Below are 15576 nucleotides of genomic sequence, written 5' to 3'. Positions count from 1 at the left end.
ACTCGCAACCTTTAATATTACTAAAACAAAATCATAAATCATCCTTAAAAACCAGAATTAGAGACAAGTTTTAACGCATTGTTAACATTGTATTCGTGCTAAAATATTCAATTTTGAAATGTTAAAATTTTATAGTTAATTGTGCCTCGAAAAAAATAGAATTTATGGAAGAAAATGTTGCCGCTTTAGATATTAGAGCCATCAATGAAAAGATAGAAAGAGAAAGTGCTTTTATTGACTTATTGACAATGGAAATGAACAAAGTCATTGTGGGTCAAAAGCACATGGTTGAACGATTGTTGATTGGACTTTTAGGTCAAGGACATATTCTTCTTGAAGGAGTTCCAGGATTGGCAAAAACGTTGGCAATTAACACCTTGTCTCAAGCAGTTCAGGGCAGTTTTAGTCGTATTCAGTTTACACCAGATTTGCTTCCAGCCGATGTTGTGGGAACAATGATTTACAACATTAAAGCCAATGAGTTTTCAATAAAAAAAGGACCAATTTTTGCAAATTTCGTTCTTGCAGATGAGATTAATCGTGCGCCAGCTAAAGTGCAATCGGCTTTGCTTGAAGCTATGCAAGAAAAACAAGTGACTATTGGTGATACTACTTTCAAGCTAGAAAAACCATTTTTAGTTCTTGCTACGCAAAACCCAATTGAGCAAGAAGGAACTTATCCTTTACCAGAAGCACAAGTCGATCGTTTTATGCTTAAAACAGTGATTGATTACCCTAAAATGGATGAAGAACGAATGGTAATTCGTCAAAATCTGAAAGGTTCTTACGAAAAAGTAAACGCTGTTGTTTCAGTAGAACAAATTTTGCGCGCTCAAGAAGCGGTTCGCGAAGTTTATATGGATGAAAAAATCGAGAAATATATTCTTGATATCATTTTCGCAACACGTTTTCCAGAAAAATATAAATTAGAATCGTTAAAACCATTAATCAGTTTTGGTTCATCACCTCGTGGAAGTATCAATTTAGCAACAGCTGCTAAATGTTATGCATTCATCAAACGTCGCGGTTATGTAATTCCAGAAGACGTTCGCGCCGTTGTTCACGATGTTTTACGTCACAGAATCGGAATTACTTATGAAGCCGAAGCTGAAAATGTAACTTCAGTTGACATCATCAACAAAATCGTTAACGAAATTGAAGTACCTTAAATTTAGTTGGCAGTGCTTAGTGTTCAGTTGGTAAACTGAATACTGAACACTGAATACTGAACACTAAAAAATGGAGACGAAAGACCTACTAAAAAAAGTTCGTAAAATAGAAATCAAAACCCGAAGATTGAGCGATCATATCTTTTCGGGAGAATACCATACGTCTTTTAAAGGACGCGGAATGACATTTTCTGAAGTGCGACCTTATCAATTTGGTGATGATGTGCGTGCTATCGATTGGAATGTGACTGCGCGTTACAATGAAGCACACGTAAAGGTTTTTGAAGAAGAACGCGAATTAACAATGATGTTAATGGTCGATATTTCGGGTTCAGAAAGTTTTGGAACTAAAAATCAGTTGAAAAGTGAAATTGTAACTGAAATTGCTGCGACAATGGCATTTTCAGCAACTCAAAATAACGATAAAATTGGATTGATTTTGTTTTCCGATGCCATCGAGTTGTATATTCCACCAAAAAAAGGAAAATCACACGTACTTCGAATCATACGAGAATTAATCGAATTCCAACCTAAAAGTAGAAAAACCGATTTATCTCAAGCTTTAAAATTTCTATCATCAACCCAAAAAAAGAAAGCCATTGTATTTCTAATTTCCGATTTTATGGTAGACGATGATTATGAAAAAACACTTAAAATAGCAGGAAAAAAACACGATATTACTGGAATTCGAGTTTATGATGTTCGCGAAGAAACAATGCCAAACATTGGTATAGTTGAAATGGAAGATGCCGAATCGGGCGAAATTATGGTTGTTGATACGAGTTCTAAAAATGTTCGATTAAATTACGAAAAAAACTATCAACAGAAAGTTGGTTATTTTAAAGATATTTTTTCAAAATGCGGTTCAGGAACCGTAAATACTCGTGTTGATGAGAGTTATGTAAAAAAATTATTGGGTTATTTTAAATCCAGAGGATAAATGAAATTCAAATTATATATATTATTTTTTCTACTTACAACGTCACTTTTTGCGCAAAAAGTCACGACTTCTATTGATTCTACTAAGAAAAAAATCGGAGCAGAATTCAAGTTGACTTTAAAAGCATCAGTGAATAAAACAGATAAAGTTGTTTTTCCAAAAGCTAAGAATTTTGGAGCTTTAGAAGTTATTGAATCCTATAAAATTGACACGATTAAATCAAATGACAAATACGAATTAATCAAAAAATATGGATTGACTCAGTTTGATTCAGGAAAATATACTATTCCAAGAATTCAAATTTTAATTAACGGAAAACCTTCTTTTTCAGATAGTTTAAAAGTTGAGGTTGCTGATGTAAAAGTCGATACCTTAAAACAGAAAATGTATGAAATAAAAGATGTTATTCCTGTTGAAAGCTCAAGCGATTGGTGGAAATATCTTTTAGGAATTTTACTTTTAGTTGGATTAGGATTTTTAGGATATTGGATATTCAAAAAGTATTATAAAAAACCAGAAAAAATTGAAGAAATCGTTTATAAAACTCCAATTGAAAAAGCAACATCGTTATTACAACAATTAGAACGAAAAGAACTTATTCAACGTGGTGAAATAAAATCGTATTATTCTGAATTAACCGATATTGCCAGAACCTATATCGAAGAAGAAATTCACATTCCAGCTATGGAAAGCACGACTTCAGAGCTAATTGTAAGTTTGAGAAACGTTGCCAAAAGCAAAAAATTAAAGCTTTCTAAAGAAATACTTGAAAATTTAGAGAAAGTATTGCAACAAGCCGATTTAGTAAAATTTGCTAAAGTAAAGCCACTAGATTTTGAAATCGAAGAAGATAAAAAGCGAATTACAAGTACTATTGTAACCATTCACAAAGCTATTCCTGAAATTGTAGAAGACAAAGATGAATTAGAAGTTTGGAATGAAGAGCAAAAGCAAAAGGCATTAGCCAAAAAAGCATCAGAACAAAAAATGAAACGCATCAAAAACGCGGTCTTTATTACAGTTTTGGTTCTTGCATTAGCTGTTGGAATAACGTCTGCAATAAAAGGATTCGACTTTGTCAAAGATTTTGTTTTAGGTAATGAGACCAAAGAGTTAGTAGAAGGCGAATGGGTTTTAAGTGAATATGGAAATCCGGGAGTGATTGTTGAAACTCCTCAGGTTTTAAAAAGAATTGATGCTAAAAAAGCACTTCCAAAAGAATCGTATGCCATACTGAAAGAAATGCAATTGTTTGAATATGGTGCATTAAATCAGAAGCTATTTATTGGCGTTTCAACTATTAAATTCAAAGATACAACCGATATTAAATTTGAAACAGTTTTAGACGGAATTACCAAAAATTGGGAAAAACTTGGAGCACAAAATATGCTTTTCAAACAAGAGGAATTCAATACAGGAAAAGGTGTAACAGGTGTGAAAGCTTATGGAACAATGACTGTTTTTGATAAAGAAGAGGATGAAAGCGAGAAAATGTACTATGAAATTTTATTGTTCAAACAAGATGGTGGTTTGCAACAAATAACAGTAGCTCATAGAGAGGGTGATGAATATGGCGAAAAAATTGGAAAGAGAATTATTAATTCTGCCGAATTAAAACAAGCACAATAACAATGGAAAAAATAAGTTTTTTAAATCCTGAATTTTTTTGGTTGTTTTTGCTAATTCCTTTAGCAATAGCTTGGCTTTGGTGGAAAAACAAAGAACAAACAGCCACTCTAAAAATAAGTTCCGTTAAAGGATTTAAAGGTTCAAAATCTATTTTGGCAAAATTAAAACCATATTTGTCAGGATTTCGAATTTTGTCTTTATGTTTTTTAATTATTGCTTTAGCTCGACCTAGAACCGTTGACATAAGCAATCAGACCAAAACTACTAAAGGAATCGATATTGTTATGGCAATTGACCTTTCCAGTAGTATGTTGGCAAAAGATTTGAAACCCAACAGAATGGAAGCTTTGAAAGAAGTAGCAACTAATTTCGTTGACGCTCGACCAAATGATAGAATTGGTGTTGTGGTTTATGCAGGCGAAGCTTATACAAAAACTCCAGTTACAAGCGATAAAGCTATCGTAAAACAAGCTATTTCAGACATTAAATTTGACAACGTTCTTCAAGACGGAACTGGTATTGGAATGGGATTGACCACAGCTGTAAATCGATTGAAAGAGAGTAAAGCCAAAAGCAAAATCATTATTCTTTTAACTGATGGTGTAAACAATTCAGGATTTATAGAACCAGAAACAGCATCAGAAATTGCAAAAGAATACGGAATAAAAGTGTATACAATTGGATTAGGAACTAATGGAATGGCCGAATTTCCTTATGCTTATGCTCCAAACGGAAGGGATTTTTTATATAGAATGTTGCCTGTAGAAATTGATCAAGAACTAATGAAAACAATCGCAAAAAATACAGGAGGAAAATATTTTAGAGCAAATAACAATAGTAAGTTAGAAAGTATATACAACGAAATCAATAAATTAGAAACAACAGAAATTGAAGAATTGAAATACTATGATTACGACGAAAAATACAGATTATTCGTTATTATCGCAGGAATATTATTATTGATAGAAATCGCATTAAGAAATACAATTTTTAAAAGTTTTATATAAAATCAGAACAAAATAAGGTTTAGAATTAGAGAGCAAATCTAATATCTAATATCAAAAATCTAATATTTAATGTACGAATTAGAAGAAAAAGGTTATTTATATTTATTATTCATCATCCCAATATTGGCTGTGCTTTTTCTTTATGTTCAATTTTGGAAAAGAAAAAAGCAGAAAGAATTTGGTGATTTAGATTTGATTCAAAAATTGAGTCCAGAGAAATCTACTTTTAAGCCGATTTTGAAAATGGTTTTGTTTTTATTAGGACTTACGTTTATTATTATCGGATTGGTTAATCCTAAAATGGGAACCAAAGTTGAAAAAGTAAAACGCCAAGGAATCGATATCGTTTTTGCGGTTGATGTTTCTAAAAGTATGCTTGCAGAAGATGTCGCGCCTAATAGATTAGAGAAAAGTAAACAATTGGTTTCACAATTAATCAATCAATTAGGAAGTGATAGAATTGGAATCATTGCCTATTCAGGAAGTGCTTTTCCGGTTTTACCAATGACTTCAGATTATGCTGTAGCCAAAATGTTTCTTCAAAGTATGAATCCGGCAATGATTTCTTCTCAAGGAACTTCTATAGACCAAGCTATTGACTTAGCCAATATTAAGTTTTTTGACAAAAAAGACAAAACCAATAAGTTGTTGATACTAATTTCTGATGGAGAAGACCACACAGATAATGCTGAAACAGCCGCAGAAGACGCTCAGAAGAATGGAATCAAAATCATAACCATTGGAGTAGGAACAGAAAAAGGTGGTCCAATTCCATTAAAAAGAAATGGAGTTGTTGAGAGTTTTCAACGTGACAAAGACGACCAAGTTGTTATCACTAAAAGAAATGCTGAAATTCTTTCTAAAATAGCTAACAGTTCAAAAGGCGGATATATTGATGGAAATTCAACCAAAGTTGTAGTTGATTACGTGAAAAAAGTGATTGATAATACTGAAAAAACTGAATTTGGTGCTACACAAATGGCCGATTTAAAATCACAGTTTCAATGGTTTTTAGGTTTTGGGTTTTTCTTATTGTTTTTAGACACATTTTTGTTGGAAAGAAGAACCAAATGGGTTAGAAAAATGAATTTATTTAACGAAACAAAGTAGAGATGCGATTTATCACGTCTAAATAAAAATGAAAAAATTAATTACATATTGTCTAATCCTAATCTCTTTTGCAATAAAGGCACAAGAGAAAGATAAGTTTTTGCCCAAAGGAAACGAAGAATTTGCAGAAAAAAAATATGCCGATGCTGAAGCAAATTATAGAATTTCACAATCTAAATTCAAGAAAAAAGCAGTTTCATCCTATAATTTAGGCACATCAATTTATAAGCAAAATCAACATTCTGAAGCAAAATACCAATTTGCAAAAGCCATTCAAGATGCTAAGACAAAACCCGAAAAACACAAAGCCTTTCATAATCTAGGAAATGTTTTGATGAAAGAAAAAGAATATCAAGGTGCCGTTGAAGCTTATAAAAACGCATTGAGAAACAATCCGAATGATGAAGAAACTCGATACAATTATGCTTTAGCAAAGAAAATGCTAAAAGACAATCCACCGCCAGAAAAACCTAAAGAGAATAAAAAAGACCAAGAAAAAGAGAAAAAAGAGGAAAAGAAAGAGCCTGAAAAAGATAACGATAAAAACAAGGACAAAAATAAAGATAAAAAAGACGGAAACGACGATAAAGATAAGGATAAAGGGAATCAACCTCAACAACCTAAACCGTCTGGTGCGTCAAAACAACGAATAGATAATTTGCTTGACGCAGTGAACAACGAAGAGAAAAAAGTTCAAGAAAAAGTAAATGCTCAAAAGGCATTAGCAAATCCTAAAAAACCTGAAAAAGATTGGTAGTTATTTTATAATTACAATGAAGAAGATGAGAAGAATAGTAATTTTAATTGTTTTATTTTTAGCTAATTCACTAGTTGCTCAAGTAAAATTTGAAGCAAATGTGAGCAAAAACACTTTGGGCTTAAATGAAAGAGTTCGAATTGAATTTTCAATGAATGAAGATGGTGATAATTTTGTTCCACCAAATTTTGAAGCCAGTGGTTTTAGGGTAGTTGGTGGACCAAGTCAGTCTATTAGTGAATCTTGGGTTAATGGAAGAGGTTCATTTCAAAAAACGTACTCTTATGTATTGTTGCCATTAAAAAAAGGGAACTTGGTTATCAAACAAGCTTTAATTGAAATTAATGGTCAGATATACAAAACGTTACCAATAAAAATTACGGTAACTAATGCAGTAAATCAACCAAATGATGCCAATGATCCTGCAACCGTTAGAGCAGATAATAATTTATATTTAGTTGCTGATATTTCTAAAACTAATCCTTATGTAAATGAACCTATAACAGTAGTTTATAAACTATATTTTAGTTATAACATTGGTATAACTAACTGGCAAGAACTGAATAAGCCAAAGTACAAAGATTTTTGGAGTCAAAATATAGATGTAAAACAGCTAGTTGCAGAAGAAGGAATGTTTAAAGGCGAGCGTTATCGCTATGTGGTTTTAAGGAAAACGGTACTTTATCCACAAAAAGCTGGAAAACTTGTCATAGAGCCATTGTCTTTAGATATTGATTGTCAAGTTCCAAGAGGAAGACCAAACTTTTTTGGACAAGTTCAGCTTGTAGACGATAGTAAAAGAGTTTCAGCAGGAAGTAAAGTAATTGACGTAAAACCACTACCAGAAGCCGGAAAACCCGCAAATTTTACAGGAGCAGTTGGTAAATTTAATTTCAGTGTTCTTCCATCCAAAACAACTTTAAAAAATGGAGAATCTCTTGACTTAGACATTAAAGTAACAGGAATTGGAAACTTAAAATTATTCAATTTACCAAAACCAGTAGTTCCTTCCGAACTTGAAATGTATGATCCAGAACATTCAGAAAATGTTTCTACGCCATTATCTGGAATGACAGGAAGTATTTCCGATAGATATACCATTATTCCACAATCTAAAGGAAATTTTCCGATTAAAGGTTTGGAATTTTCTTATTTTGATCTTTCAACAGGAAGCTATAAAACAATTGCTTCTCCAAACATTATGTTGAATGTTTTGGATGGACCAGGAGTTGTAAATTCTAATGTAAATTCTGCAGATGCTACCTCAAAAACTGTAGCAACACCTTCAAAATCATTCGCCTTTATCAAACAAAAAACGGAGTTAGAAAGTATAGAATCAGACGATTTCCTAGGTTCAGGATTATTTTATGGATTGCTATTTTTGCCGTTTTTACTAATTCCAGTTCTAGTTATTGTTAAAAAGCGAAAAGACACTCAAGATGCTGATATTATTGGGAATAAGACCAAAAGAGCTAATGCTTTAGCTAAGAAATATTTATCGGAAGCCAAAAAACAAATCAATAATAAAGAGCCGTTTTATATTGCATTAGAAAAGGCAATGCACAATTTCTTGAAAGCCAAATTAAACATTGAAACTTCAGAAATGAGTAAAGATAAAATCACAGAAATTCTGCTTTCGCGAAATGCAAATTCTGAAACGGTGAAAGAATTTATAACCTTGACAGAAAGTTGTGAATTAGCTCGATATGCGCCATCAACAAGTACTATAATTCATCAAGATTATGACAAAGCAGTTGAGATCATTTCAAGTTTAGAAAAACAAATTAAATAGTAATCATGAAGAAGTTTTTTTATTTATTTCTATTTATTTCTGCATCTGTTTTTGCAACCGATGTTTCTAATCCTTTTGTAGATGGAAATATCCAATACAACGACGGAAAATATGAAGCAGCAATTACAAGTTACGAAAGTGTTTTAGCTAATGGTCAACAATCGGCTGAGTTGTATTTCAATCTTGGAAATTGTTATTATAAATTGCATAAAGTTGCACCAGCCATTTACAATTACGAAAAGGCTTTACAACTAAATCCAAATGATCCTGAAATTCAAACCAACTTAGATTTTGCCCGAAAAATGGCAATTGACGACATCAAAATCATTCCAAAAGTAGGTTTCGATAAATTAATTTCCGATTTCACTTCATGTTATCGCTACGATACTTGGGCTTGGACTGCGGTTGCGTTAGCATTTATGTTTTTTGCATTTTTTATCGGATACTATTTCTCACCAACCGCTTTCAAAAAACGAATATATTTTACTGGAATGTTTGTGGTTTTGTTGTTGTTATTAACTTCTATCTTCTCAGCATTTTTCGAAAAAAACCGATTAGCAACTGAAAGACCAGCGATAGTTTTTGCCGAAACCGCATCTGTAAAAGGCGAACCAAAAGCATCAAGTCCTGAAACTATTTTACTTCACGAAGGAACAAAAGTTTACATTCTAGAAAGTATAGCCAACTGGAAAAAAGTACAACTTACAGATGAAACTACAGGTTGGATAAGTGATGAAGCTATTAAAGAATTGAATTAAAGTTGGCAGTGTTCAGTGCTCAGTTTTCAGTTTTATATAGTTTATCGAGACAGTTTGTCATTCCGTAGGAATATCATTTTTGATTTGAACCTATGAATTAAAATATATTATATCAAATGGAGAATAACAAGAAAGGAGTTTTTTTAATTTTATTTTTAGGTTTTTTAACTCCAATAATGATGCTATTTGTTCCTGTTGAAGGAGGAGGCGTTAGTTTAATATTCGTTTTAACTGTACCAATTTTAATAGGGATTTCAATACTATTTTCCATTATATATTTTTATCTTGATAAATGGGAATTTACATTAGAAAGAAAAAAGTTGATTTTATTATTTTTCTGTGCTACTTTAATTGCGTTAGCTCTAATGCTTTATCCATATAGACAATATTGAAAATTTAACTAAACCTTTTCCTTCAAATCCTTAAACCAATCCGTTAAAACCGGCAACATAAATTCAGAAGTTTTTAATATTGGATTGAAAAAAACAGAATTTTCTTGAGTTTCTTTACTTATCAAAGCATCATTAATATTCACTTTTTGAAATAAACTCAAAACAATGCCTAACAATAAAGTGGTTTTCAAGACGGCAAAAAATGCGCCACCCAATTTATTCAACCAACCTAAAAACACAAAATCTGCAATTTTTGAGAATACTTTTGCTAATAAGTGAATCGCAATTACAACAATAAGTAAAGTAATTATAAATGCTGCAACTTTCGCCGTTTTGCTGTCGCCAATAAAACTTCCAACAACGTAAGAGAATTTTACCGCAATATAAATTCCAACAAAAAACGAAATCAATGAAGCCAATTCAACAAACAATCCGTTTCGCAAACCTTTAAAAGCCGCAAAACCTAACAAAACCGCAAAAACAATATCGATAAATCCCATAAATTTAATAAAAGTGAGCGGTAAAGATATAAGAATATAGAAAATAGAACAAAGAGAAAAGATGGTAAATGTGATATATTTGCAAACTAATTGAAAATTGTAGTTGAAAAGTCTATTTTCTTTTCTCTATTTTCTTTTCTCAAAATAAAAAAAATGTCTCGAGATATACAACTAAAAGAACGATGGGAAAAAGTCGTTGAAATCCTTTCCAATCAATTTGCCGAAGGAGAACAACTTGACTTAGATGCAATAATATACTTAATTGGAGTTCAAGAACTTGGAAAATTCCAACAGTTATTTAAAAAAGACGAAAAAGTAAACCTAATGCACATTGCCATTTGTAGATTATTAGAACCTTATGGTTACTACGAATTCGAATTTTTCGATAAAGACGGATGGCCACATTACAAAGTAAAAGAAGAATTACCACCATTAAAAGCAGGAGAACAGACTATTTTAATGAAAGACGCAATTGTGAATTATTTCGTAGAAAAAGAACTTATAAAGTAATTAGTAAAAAGTGATAAGTAATTAGTCTATTGAAAGGATAAAATATTTTTCTGCTATTAACTATTTACTCTTCACTTTTTTATTCACAAATCACTAAAAAAACTTAAATTTGCACCTTCAAAGAACGAACGATGATAGACAAGATCAAACAACATATTGAAGAAGCTAAAGCATTTAACGATAAAAATAAAGAATCGTTAGAGCAATTTCGTATAAAATATTTAGGAAGCAAAGGATTATTGAAAGAACTTTTTAATGAGTTCAAAAACATTCCAAACGACCAAAAGAAAGACTTCGGACAAGTGATTAATACACTTAAAGCAGTTGCTGAAGAAAAAGTAAAAACTATTCAAGAAGAGCTAGAAAGCAAAGAAGAAGTAAAAGGTTTTTATGGCGATTTGTCTCGTCCAGGTGAACCTATTCAAATTGGTTCTCGTCATCCTATTTCCTTAGTAAAAAATCAAATTATTGATATCTTTTCAACCATCGGATTCAATGTTTCTGAAGGTCCAGAAATCGAAGACGATTGGCATAATTTTACAGCATTAAACTTGCCAGAATATCACCCAGCAAGAGATATGCAAGACACGTTTTTCATTCAAACCAATCCTGATGTTTTGTTGCGTACGCACACTTCATCGGTGCAAGTGCGTTACATGGAAAACAACAAACCACCAATTCGTACGATTTCTCCAGGAAGAGTGTTTCGTAATGAAGCGGTTTCGTCTCGTTCACACTGTATTTTCCATCAAGTGGAAGGTTTATATATTGACAAAGACGTTTCGTTTGCTGATTTAAAACAAACATTACTTTATTTCACTAAAGAAATGTTCGGAAAGTCTAAAATTCGTTTACGTCCAAGTTACTTTCCATTTACTGAACCAAGTGCCGAAATTGATATTTATTGGGGTTTAAAAACCGAAACCGATTATAGAATTACCAAAGGAACTGGTTGGTTAGAAATTGGAGGTTGCGGAATGGTTGATCCAAATGTTCTAAAAAACTGTGGCATCAATCCAGATGAATTCTCAGGTTTCGCCTTTGGAATGGGAATAGAACGTATTGCAATGCTTTTACACCAAATTGGCGACATCAGAATGTTTTTTGAAAATGATGTACGTTTCTTAGAGCAATTTAAATCAAGTATATAAAAGACGAACAGATAATAGACAGATAGATGATAGATTCATCTGCTTGTCTATTATCTTTTAGTCTATCATCTATTCTCTCAAAAATGAAAGCAGACATCACCATCCCAAAAGTAGAAAATGTATTCCTTGCTGCCGTTCAAGAATGGAGCGACGACTTTATGGAAAAGGTTTGGTACATCTATTTAGTAAACGATTCTGACTTCAATTTAGACGGCGTAATGGTTGTATCTAAAGCTTTTGGAACTATTGATGGCGAAATGAAAAAAACGTCGCTCTTGCGTCATGCTTTTCCAAGTGTGCCAGCTGTTTCTGTGGTGAAAGTAGAAATGGTAGAGAAAAGTGTGCTAGCACTAAACAACGAATTTATGGTTACCTATTTCATAGGAAACACATTGTATGACAAAAAATTCACTTTCAGAAAAAACACTATCAACGAAAGGGCTACCGAAGAAGTGCCGATTTTGTTCGTGAATGGTGTGATTGTAAGGTAGTTATTTTCTAAAATATTGGATTTGTTTTAACCTAATTTCAGCTTCCTCTTTATTAAATTCTTGTTTTTTTAATTGTTCAATTAGTTCATAGTTTTCAAAACGACAACGCTTAATTTTTGACCCCTTTTCAATTAAATTAAATTCTCCGCAAGATTTACATTTTACAATATCATAACAATAATCAGGAATGTTTTCTTGTTTCTCAAGAATTATTGTGTTGAGTTCTGTTTTGCATTTTGTACATTGTTGGGATAATGTTTCTATGACTTTTTCAGAACTTTTGAAGAGTGATGTAAATTTTATCAATTCATTCAATAAAGAACCGTAAAGCCAAGAGTTTAGTTCATTATTAAATTTTACATTAACTATTTTTGACAATTCTTCAAAATAATCACATATAAATTCTCTCTCTTCTGTGTCATATATTTTTTTGTCAAATTTTAATAAATAGTTTTTTAAAATTGACTTAATTACTTTAGGATTAAATTCTTTCTGAACTTCAATTATTAGTGATTTTGCACATTCATTGAAAATTGCATTCATTTTGTTACATAAATTATCATCACTTGGATTCAGCCCTCTTTTCAACCACTCAGAGTCAGAAAATTTATTTTTAGTGATGAAAAAATTCAGCTTTTCTACTAATTTTTCACCCATATTACCTATTCCTTGTCAATTTTTTCTCTTTTAGCCTTCTCTTTCCAGCTAAAATATCCTAAAACGAAGATGCCTATCACAATATAAGAAACTGCTCTTATGTAGAAATTATTTTCCGAAAGTTGTTGCGAAATAGTTTTTTCTTTAAGCTCAAATAAGGTCATAAAAACAACCATAAAAACACCCCAAAATCCACCCATTTTTAACTGATATTTCCAACGTTCGCTCATCTTAATCTAATTTATCGGTTAGTTTTTTGAAGGTGCTTTTTGCATCTTTTCCTTCGTACAAAATTTCGTAAACAGCATCAATAATAGGCGTTTTAGCTTTGTATTCTTGGTTTAATTTGTAAGCACTTTTTACGGCATAATAACCTTCAGCAACCATACTCATTTCCATCATTGCCGATTTCACTGTGTAGCCTTTTCCAATCATGTTTCCGAACATTCTATTTCTTGAAAAAACAGAATATCCTGTAACTAATAAATCGCCCAAATAAGCTGAGTTATTAATATTACGTTTCATTTTATGCACTTTTCTAATGAACTTCTTCATCTCACGAATGGCATTACTCATAATAACCGATTGAAAATTATCACCATAACCTAAACCATGAGCAATTCCTGCAGCAATAGCATAAATGTTTTTCAACATCGCTGCGTATTCCGTTCCGATAATGTCGTCAGAGATTTTAGTTTTAATGTAATTTCCTGCTAGAACTTTTGCAACAACTTTAGCTTTAGCCGAATCGCCACAGGCAATTGTCAAATACGAAAGTCGTTCAAGTGCCACTTCTTCTGCATGACATGGTCCAGTGATTACTCCAATATTTTCAAAAGGAATATCAAATTTTTTATTGAAATGTTCGCCAACAATCAAAAAGGTTTCAGGAACAATTCCTTTGATGGCAGAGAAGATTACTTTGCCTTGTAAACTAACAGTAAGTTTTTCTAATTCAGCACTTAAAAAAGCCGATGGAATAGCGAAAATGATATAATCTGCATAAGCAACAGCTTCATTAATATCGGAAGTTAATCGCAATTTATTGGTATCAAATTCTACCGAACTTAAATAATTTGGATTGTGTTTTTGAGATTTTATATGGTCAATTGCTGATTGATTTCTCATGTACCAAGCAATTTCGTCTAAATTGACGCACAACATTTTTGCAATTGCAGTAGCCCAACTTCCGCCACCAATTACTGCAAATTTTGGATATTGATTCATTATTAGTTTGTTTGATAATCCAAAAATACTGAAATTTATTTAAAGCAATGCGATTGCGTTAGTTTAAGATTATTAAGGAAAGATTTTGTTAAAAATAAATTTAACTTAAAATTATGATATTCAGTACAATAACAAGAAATAATGGGCGTTATTACTAAATATGATTTCTGTTAGGTGATTTCATTAGTTTAGTTAGTTAAAAATTTTGTTTTGGGGTTTGAGAAAGGCGTTCAGGAACTATATCTTGAACGCCTTTTGAATTTATGCTGAACTCGTTTCAGTATCTAATCACTATTTACTTTTCACTCTTCACTAAAATTAGTAGCTCATTTCCACAATTTTTCTAACTTTTTCTAAAGTGATATTTTGCTTTTCACCCATCGCTTTCCAGCCTCTTTCTTCAAATCTATTTACAATAAAATCGGCTGTTTTTTCGATGTTTTCTGCGTTTTCAGAGATTTTGGTTTTCATTCCCATGGTGTGGAAAAATTCAATAGTTTTTTCGATGGCTTTTTCAGCTTTTTCTTCTACAGAATTTCCTGTGATGTTCCAAACTCTTTCGCCATATTGTGCTAGTTTGTCCTTCTTAGTTTCAAACATTACTTTGTATAAGTTTGGACCAATAATCGCTAAAGTTCTTGCGTGATCAATTTCATACAAAGCGGTTAATTCGTGACCAATCATGTGCGTTGCCCAATCACTTGGAACTCCTTTTTGAATCAATCCGTTTAATGCCATAGTTGCGCTCCAAACAAAGTTAGATGCTAGTTTATAATCACTAGGATTTTCTACTATACTTGGACCAACTTCGATTAAAGTTTTCAAGATGCTTTCTGCAAATCTATCTTGTAATAAAGCATCGTGCTGAAACGTTAAATATTGTTCCATAACGTGTGTGAACGCATCAACAACACCATTTTGTAATTGTCTTTTTGGTAATGAATTAATTACAGTTGGATCAACAATTGAGAATTTTGGAAACAAAGCGCTTCCGCCAAGAGTCAGTTTTTCATGAGTTGCTTCAATAGTTACCACCGCACCAGAATTCATTTCGGAACCTGTTGCAGGCAATGTTAAAACAGTTCCAAATGGAATTACTTGAGATAAATCGGTAAATAAAATTCTCTTTCTTAAAATATCTGCTTCATCTCCTTCAAATTTAGAAGCTGCAGAAATGAATTTCACGCCATCAATAACGCTTCCGCCACCAACAGCTAAAATAAAATCGATTTTTTGCTCGCGGATAATTTGAACTGCTTTCATCAACGTTTCAAATCTTGGGTTGGGTTCGATTCCTCCAAATTCAATAATTTCAAATCCTTTTAAAGCTGAAGTAACTGCTTCGTGAACGCCATTTTTAAAGATACTTCCGCCACCATAAGCCAATAAAACTTTAGCATCTTTTGGAACTAACGTAGCTAATTTTTCTGTTTGTCCTTTGCCAAAAACATAATTGACAGGATTGTATAATTCGAAGTTTAACATG

Annotated in this window: 17 protein-coding genes; 12 read left to right on the top strand and 5 right to left on the bottom strand. The window is 32.0% G+C overall.

Annotated features, from left to right (window positions below; all coding sequences use genetic code 11):
• The first annotated feature begins 164 nt into the window (after positions 1 to 164).
• From ACIQ06_RS07180 to ACIQ06_RS07140, 9 genes are all read left to right on the top strand, one after another.
• The gene (locus ACIQ06_RS07180; RefSeq protein ID WP_298397302.1) at positions 165 to 1169 is read left to right on the top strand and encodes a MoxR family ATPase; all 1005 of its coding nucleotides are present in this window, start codon (positions 165 to 167) and stop codon (positions 1167 to 1169) included.
• Between the two features lie 70 nt (positions 1170 to 1239).
• Positions 1240 to 2109, top strand: coding sequence for a DUF58 domain-containing protein (locus tag ACIQ06_RS07175; RefSeq protein ID WP_396144924.1), 870 nt, complete (start codon positions 1240 to 1242; stop codon positions 2107 to 2109).
• Positions 2110 to 3738, top strand: a complete 1629-nt coding sequence (locus ACIQ06_RS07170) for a BatD family protein (protein WP_396144922.1) — start codon at positions 2110 to 2112, stop codon at positions 3736 to 3738.
• A 2-nt stretch (positions 3739 to 3740) separates the two neighbouring features.
• Positions 3741 to 4745 (top strand): VWA domain-containing protein, encoded by a 1005-nt coding sequence (locus ACIQ06_RS07165; RefSeq protein WP_396144920.1) that lies wholly within the window; start codon positions 3741 to 3743, stop codon positions 4743 to 4745.
• Between the two features lie 69 nt (positions 4746 to 4814).
• Positions 4815 to 5855, top strand: coding sequence for a VWA domain-containing protein (locus ACIQ06_RS07160; RefSeq protein WP_396144918.1), 1041 nt, complete (start codon positions 4815 to 4817; stop codon positions 5853 to 5855).
• A 28-nt stretch (positions 5856 to 5883) separates the two neighbouring features.
• Positions 5884 to 6612, top strand: coding sequence for a tetratricopeptide repeat protein (locus tag ACIQ06_RS07155; RefSeq protein ID WP_396144916.1), 729 nt, complete (start codon positions 5884 to 5886; stop codon positions 6610 to 6612).
• 25 nt (positions 6613 to 6637) lie between these two features.
• A complete protein-coding gene (locus ACIQ06_RS07150; RefSeq protein WP_396144915.1) occupies positions 6638 to 8404 on the top strand; it encodes a BatD family protein in 1767 nt (588 codons plus the stop codon).
• Between the two features lie 5 nt (positions 8405 to 8409).
• On the top strand, positions 8410 to 9162 hold the full coding sequence (locus tag ACIQ06_RS07145) for a tetratricopeptide repeat protein (protein WP_396144913.1): 753 nt from the start codon (positions 8410 to 8412) through the stop codon (positions 9160 to 9162).
• A gap of 116 nt (positions 9163 to 9278) precedes the next feature.
• A complete protein-coding gene (locus ACIQ06_RS07140; RefSeq protein WP_396144911.1) occupies positions 9279 to 9554 on the top strand; it encodes a hypothetical protein in 276 nt (91 codons plus the stop codon).
• An 8-nt stretch (positions 9555 to 9562) separates the two neighbouring features.
• On the opposite strand, the gene ACIQ06_RS07135 is transcribed toward ACIQ06_RS07140, so the two are convergent.
• A complete protein-coding gene (locus tag ACIQ06_RS07135) occupies positions 9563 to 10054 on the bottom strand; it encodes a CvpA family protein (protein ID WP_396144909.1) in 492 nt (163 codons plus the stop codon).
• 153 nt (positions 10055 to 10207) lie between these two features.
• Between ACIQ06_RS07135 and ACIQ06_RS07130 the strand changes: the two genes are divergently transcribed.
• The 3 genes from ACIQ06_RS07130 to ACIQ06_RS07120 all read left to right on the top strand — a co-directional run bounded on the left by ACIQ06_RS07130 (position 10208) and on the right by ACIQ06_RS07120 (position 12206).
• Positions 10208 to 10564, top strand: a complete 357-nt coding sequence (locus ACIQ06_RS07130; protein WP_396144907.1) for a hypothetical protein — start codon at positions 10208 to 10210, stop codon at positions 10562 to 10564.
• Between the two features lie 131 nt (positions 10565 to 10695).
• A complete protein-coding gene (gene pheS / locus ACIQ06_RS07125; protein WP_298303417.1) occupies positions 10696 to 11715 on the top strand; it encodes a phenylalanine--tRNA ligase subunit alpha in 1020 nt (339 codons plus the stop codon).
• A gap of 83 nt (positions 11716 to 11798) precedes the next feature.
• Positions 11799 to 12206: a hypothetical protein gene (locus ACIQ06_RS07120; RefSeq protein WP_396144905.1), complete on the top strand. Its 408-nt coding sequence runs from the start codon at positions 11799 to 11801 to the stop codon at positions 12204 to 12206.
• Here ACIQ06_RS07120 and ACIQ06_RS07115 read toward each other — a convergent pair whose 3' ends face one another.
• From ACIQ06_RS07115 to ACIQ06_RS07100, 4 genes are all read right to left on the bottom strand, one after another.
• Complete coding sequence (locus ACIQ06_RS07115; protein WP_396144902.1) at positions 12207 to 12863, bottom strand: DUF4844 domain-containing protein; 657 nt, start codon at positions 12861 to 12863, stop codon at positions 12207 to 12209.
• Between the two features lie 5 nt (positions 12864 to 12868).
• Entirely contained in the window at positions 12869 to 13093 is a 225-nt protein-coding gene (locus ACIQ06_RS07110; RefSeq protein ID WP_396144900.1) for a hypothetical protein, read from the bottom strand.
• A gap of 1 nt (position 13094) precedes the next feature.
• Entirely contained in the window at positions 13095 to 14090 is a 996-nt protein-coding gene (locus tag ACIQ06_RS07105; RefSeq protein ID WP_344815729.1) for an NAD(P)H-dependent glycerol-3-phosphate dehydrogenase, read from the bottom strand.
• A 318-nt stretch (positions 14091 to 14408) separates the two neighbouring features.
• The gene (locus tag ACIQ06_RS07100; protein WP_396144898.1) at positions 14409 to 15575 is read right to left on the bottom strand and encodes an iron-containing alcohol dehydrogenase; all 1167 of its coding nucleotides are present in this window, start codon (positions 15573 to 15575) and stop codon (positions 14409 to 14411) included.
• Position 15576 lies beyond the last annotated feature (1 nt).

The organism is Flavobacterium sp., assembly GCF_044341265.1.
GTDB lineage: Bacteria > Bacteroidota > Bacteroidia > Flavobacteriales > Flavobacteriaceae > Flavobacterium.
Note: the sequence above shows the minus strand (reverse complement) of the source record. Positions and strands in the feature narration are given on the sequence as shown.

Coding starts and splice junctions, on each gene's coding strand:
- ACIQ06_RS07180 (WP_298397302.1), top strand. CDS start 165: ATGGAAGAAAATGTTGCCGCTTTAGATATTAGAGCCATCAATGAAAAG.
- ACIQ06_RS07175 (WP_396144924.1), top strand. CDS start 1,240: ATGGAGACGAAAGACCTACTAAAAAAAGTTCGTAAAATAGAAATCAAA.
- ACIQ06_RS07170 (WP_396144922.1), top strand. CDS start 2,110: ATGAAATTCAAATTATATATATTATTTTTTCTACTTACAACGTCACTT.
- ACIQ06_RS07165 (WP_396144920.1), top strand. CDS start 3,741: ATGGAAAAAATAAGTTTTTTAAATCCTGAATTTTTTTGGTTGTTTTTG.
- ACIQ06_RS07160 (WP_396144918.1), top strand. CDS start 4,815: ATGTACGAATTAGAAGAAAAAGGTTATTTATATTTATTATTCATCATC.
- ACIQ06_RS07155 (WP_396144916.1), top strand. CDS start 5,884: ATGAAAAAATTAATTACATATTGTCTAATCCTAATCTCTTTTGCAATA.
- ACIQ06_RS07150 (WP_396144915.1), top strand. CDS start 6,638: ATGAGAAGAATAGTAATTTTAATTGTTTTATTTTTAGCTAATTCACTA.
- ACIQ06_RS07145 (WP_396144913.1), top strand. CDS start 8,410: ATGAAGAAGTTTTTTTATTTATTTCTATTTATTTCTGCATCTGTTTTT.
- ACIQ06_RS07140 (WP_396144911.1), top strand. CDS start 9,279: ATGGAGAATAACAAGAAAGGAGTTTTTTTAATTTTATTTTTAGGTTTT.
- ACIQ06_RS07135 (WP_396144909.1), bottom strand. CDS start 10,054: ATGGGATTTATCGATATTGTTTTTGCGGTTTTGTTAGGTTTTGCGGCT.
- ACIQ06_RS07130 (WP_396144907.1), top strand. CDS start 10,208: ATGTCTCGAGATATACAACTAAAAGAACGATGGGAAAAAGTCGTTGAA.
- pheS (WP_298303417.1), top strand. CDS start 10,696: ATGATAGACAAGATCAAACAACATATTGAAGAAGCTAAAGCATTTAAC.
- ACIQ06_RS07120 (WP_396144905.1), top strand. CDS start 11,799: ATGAAAGCAGACATCACCATCCCAAAAGTAGAAAATGTATTCCTTGCT.
- ACIQ06_RS07115 (WP_396144902.1), bottom strand. CDS start 12,863: ATGGGTGAAAAATTAGTAGAAAAGCTGAATTTTTTCATCACTAAAAAT.
- ACIQ06_RS07110 (WP_396144900.1), bottom strand. CDS start 13,093: ATGAGCGAACGTTGGAAATATCAGTTAAAAATGGGTGGATTTTGGGGT.
- ACIQ06_RS07105 (WP_344815729.1), bottom strand. CDS start 14,090: ATGAATCAATATCCAAAATTTGCAGTAATTGGTGGCGGAAGTTGGGCT.
- ACIQ06_RS07100 (WP_396144898.1), bottom strand. CDS start 15,575: ATGTTAAACTTCGAATTATACAATCCTGTCAATTATGTTTTTGGCAAA.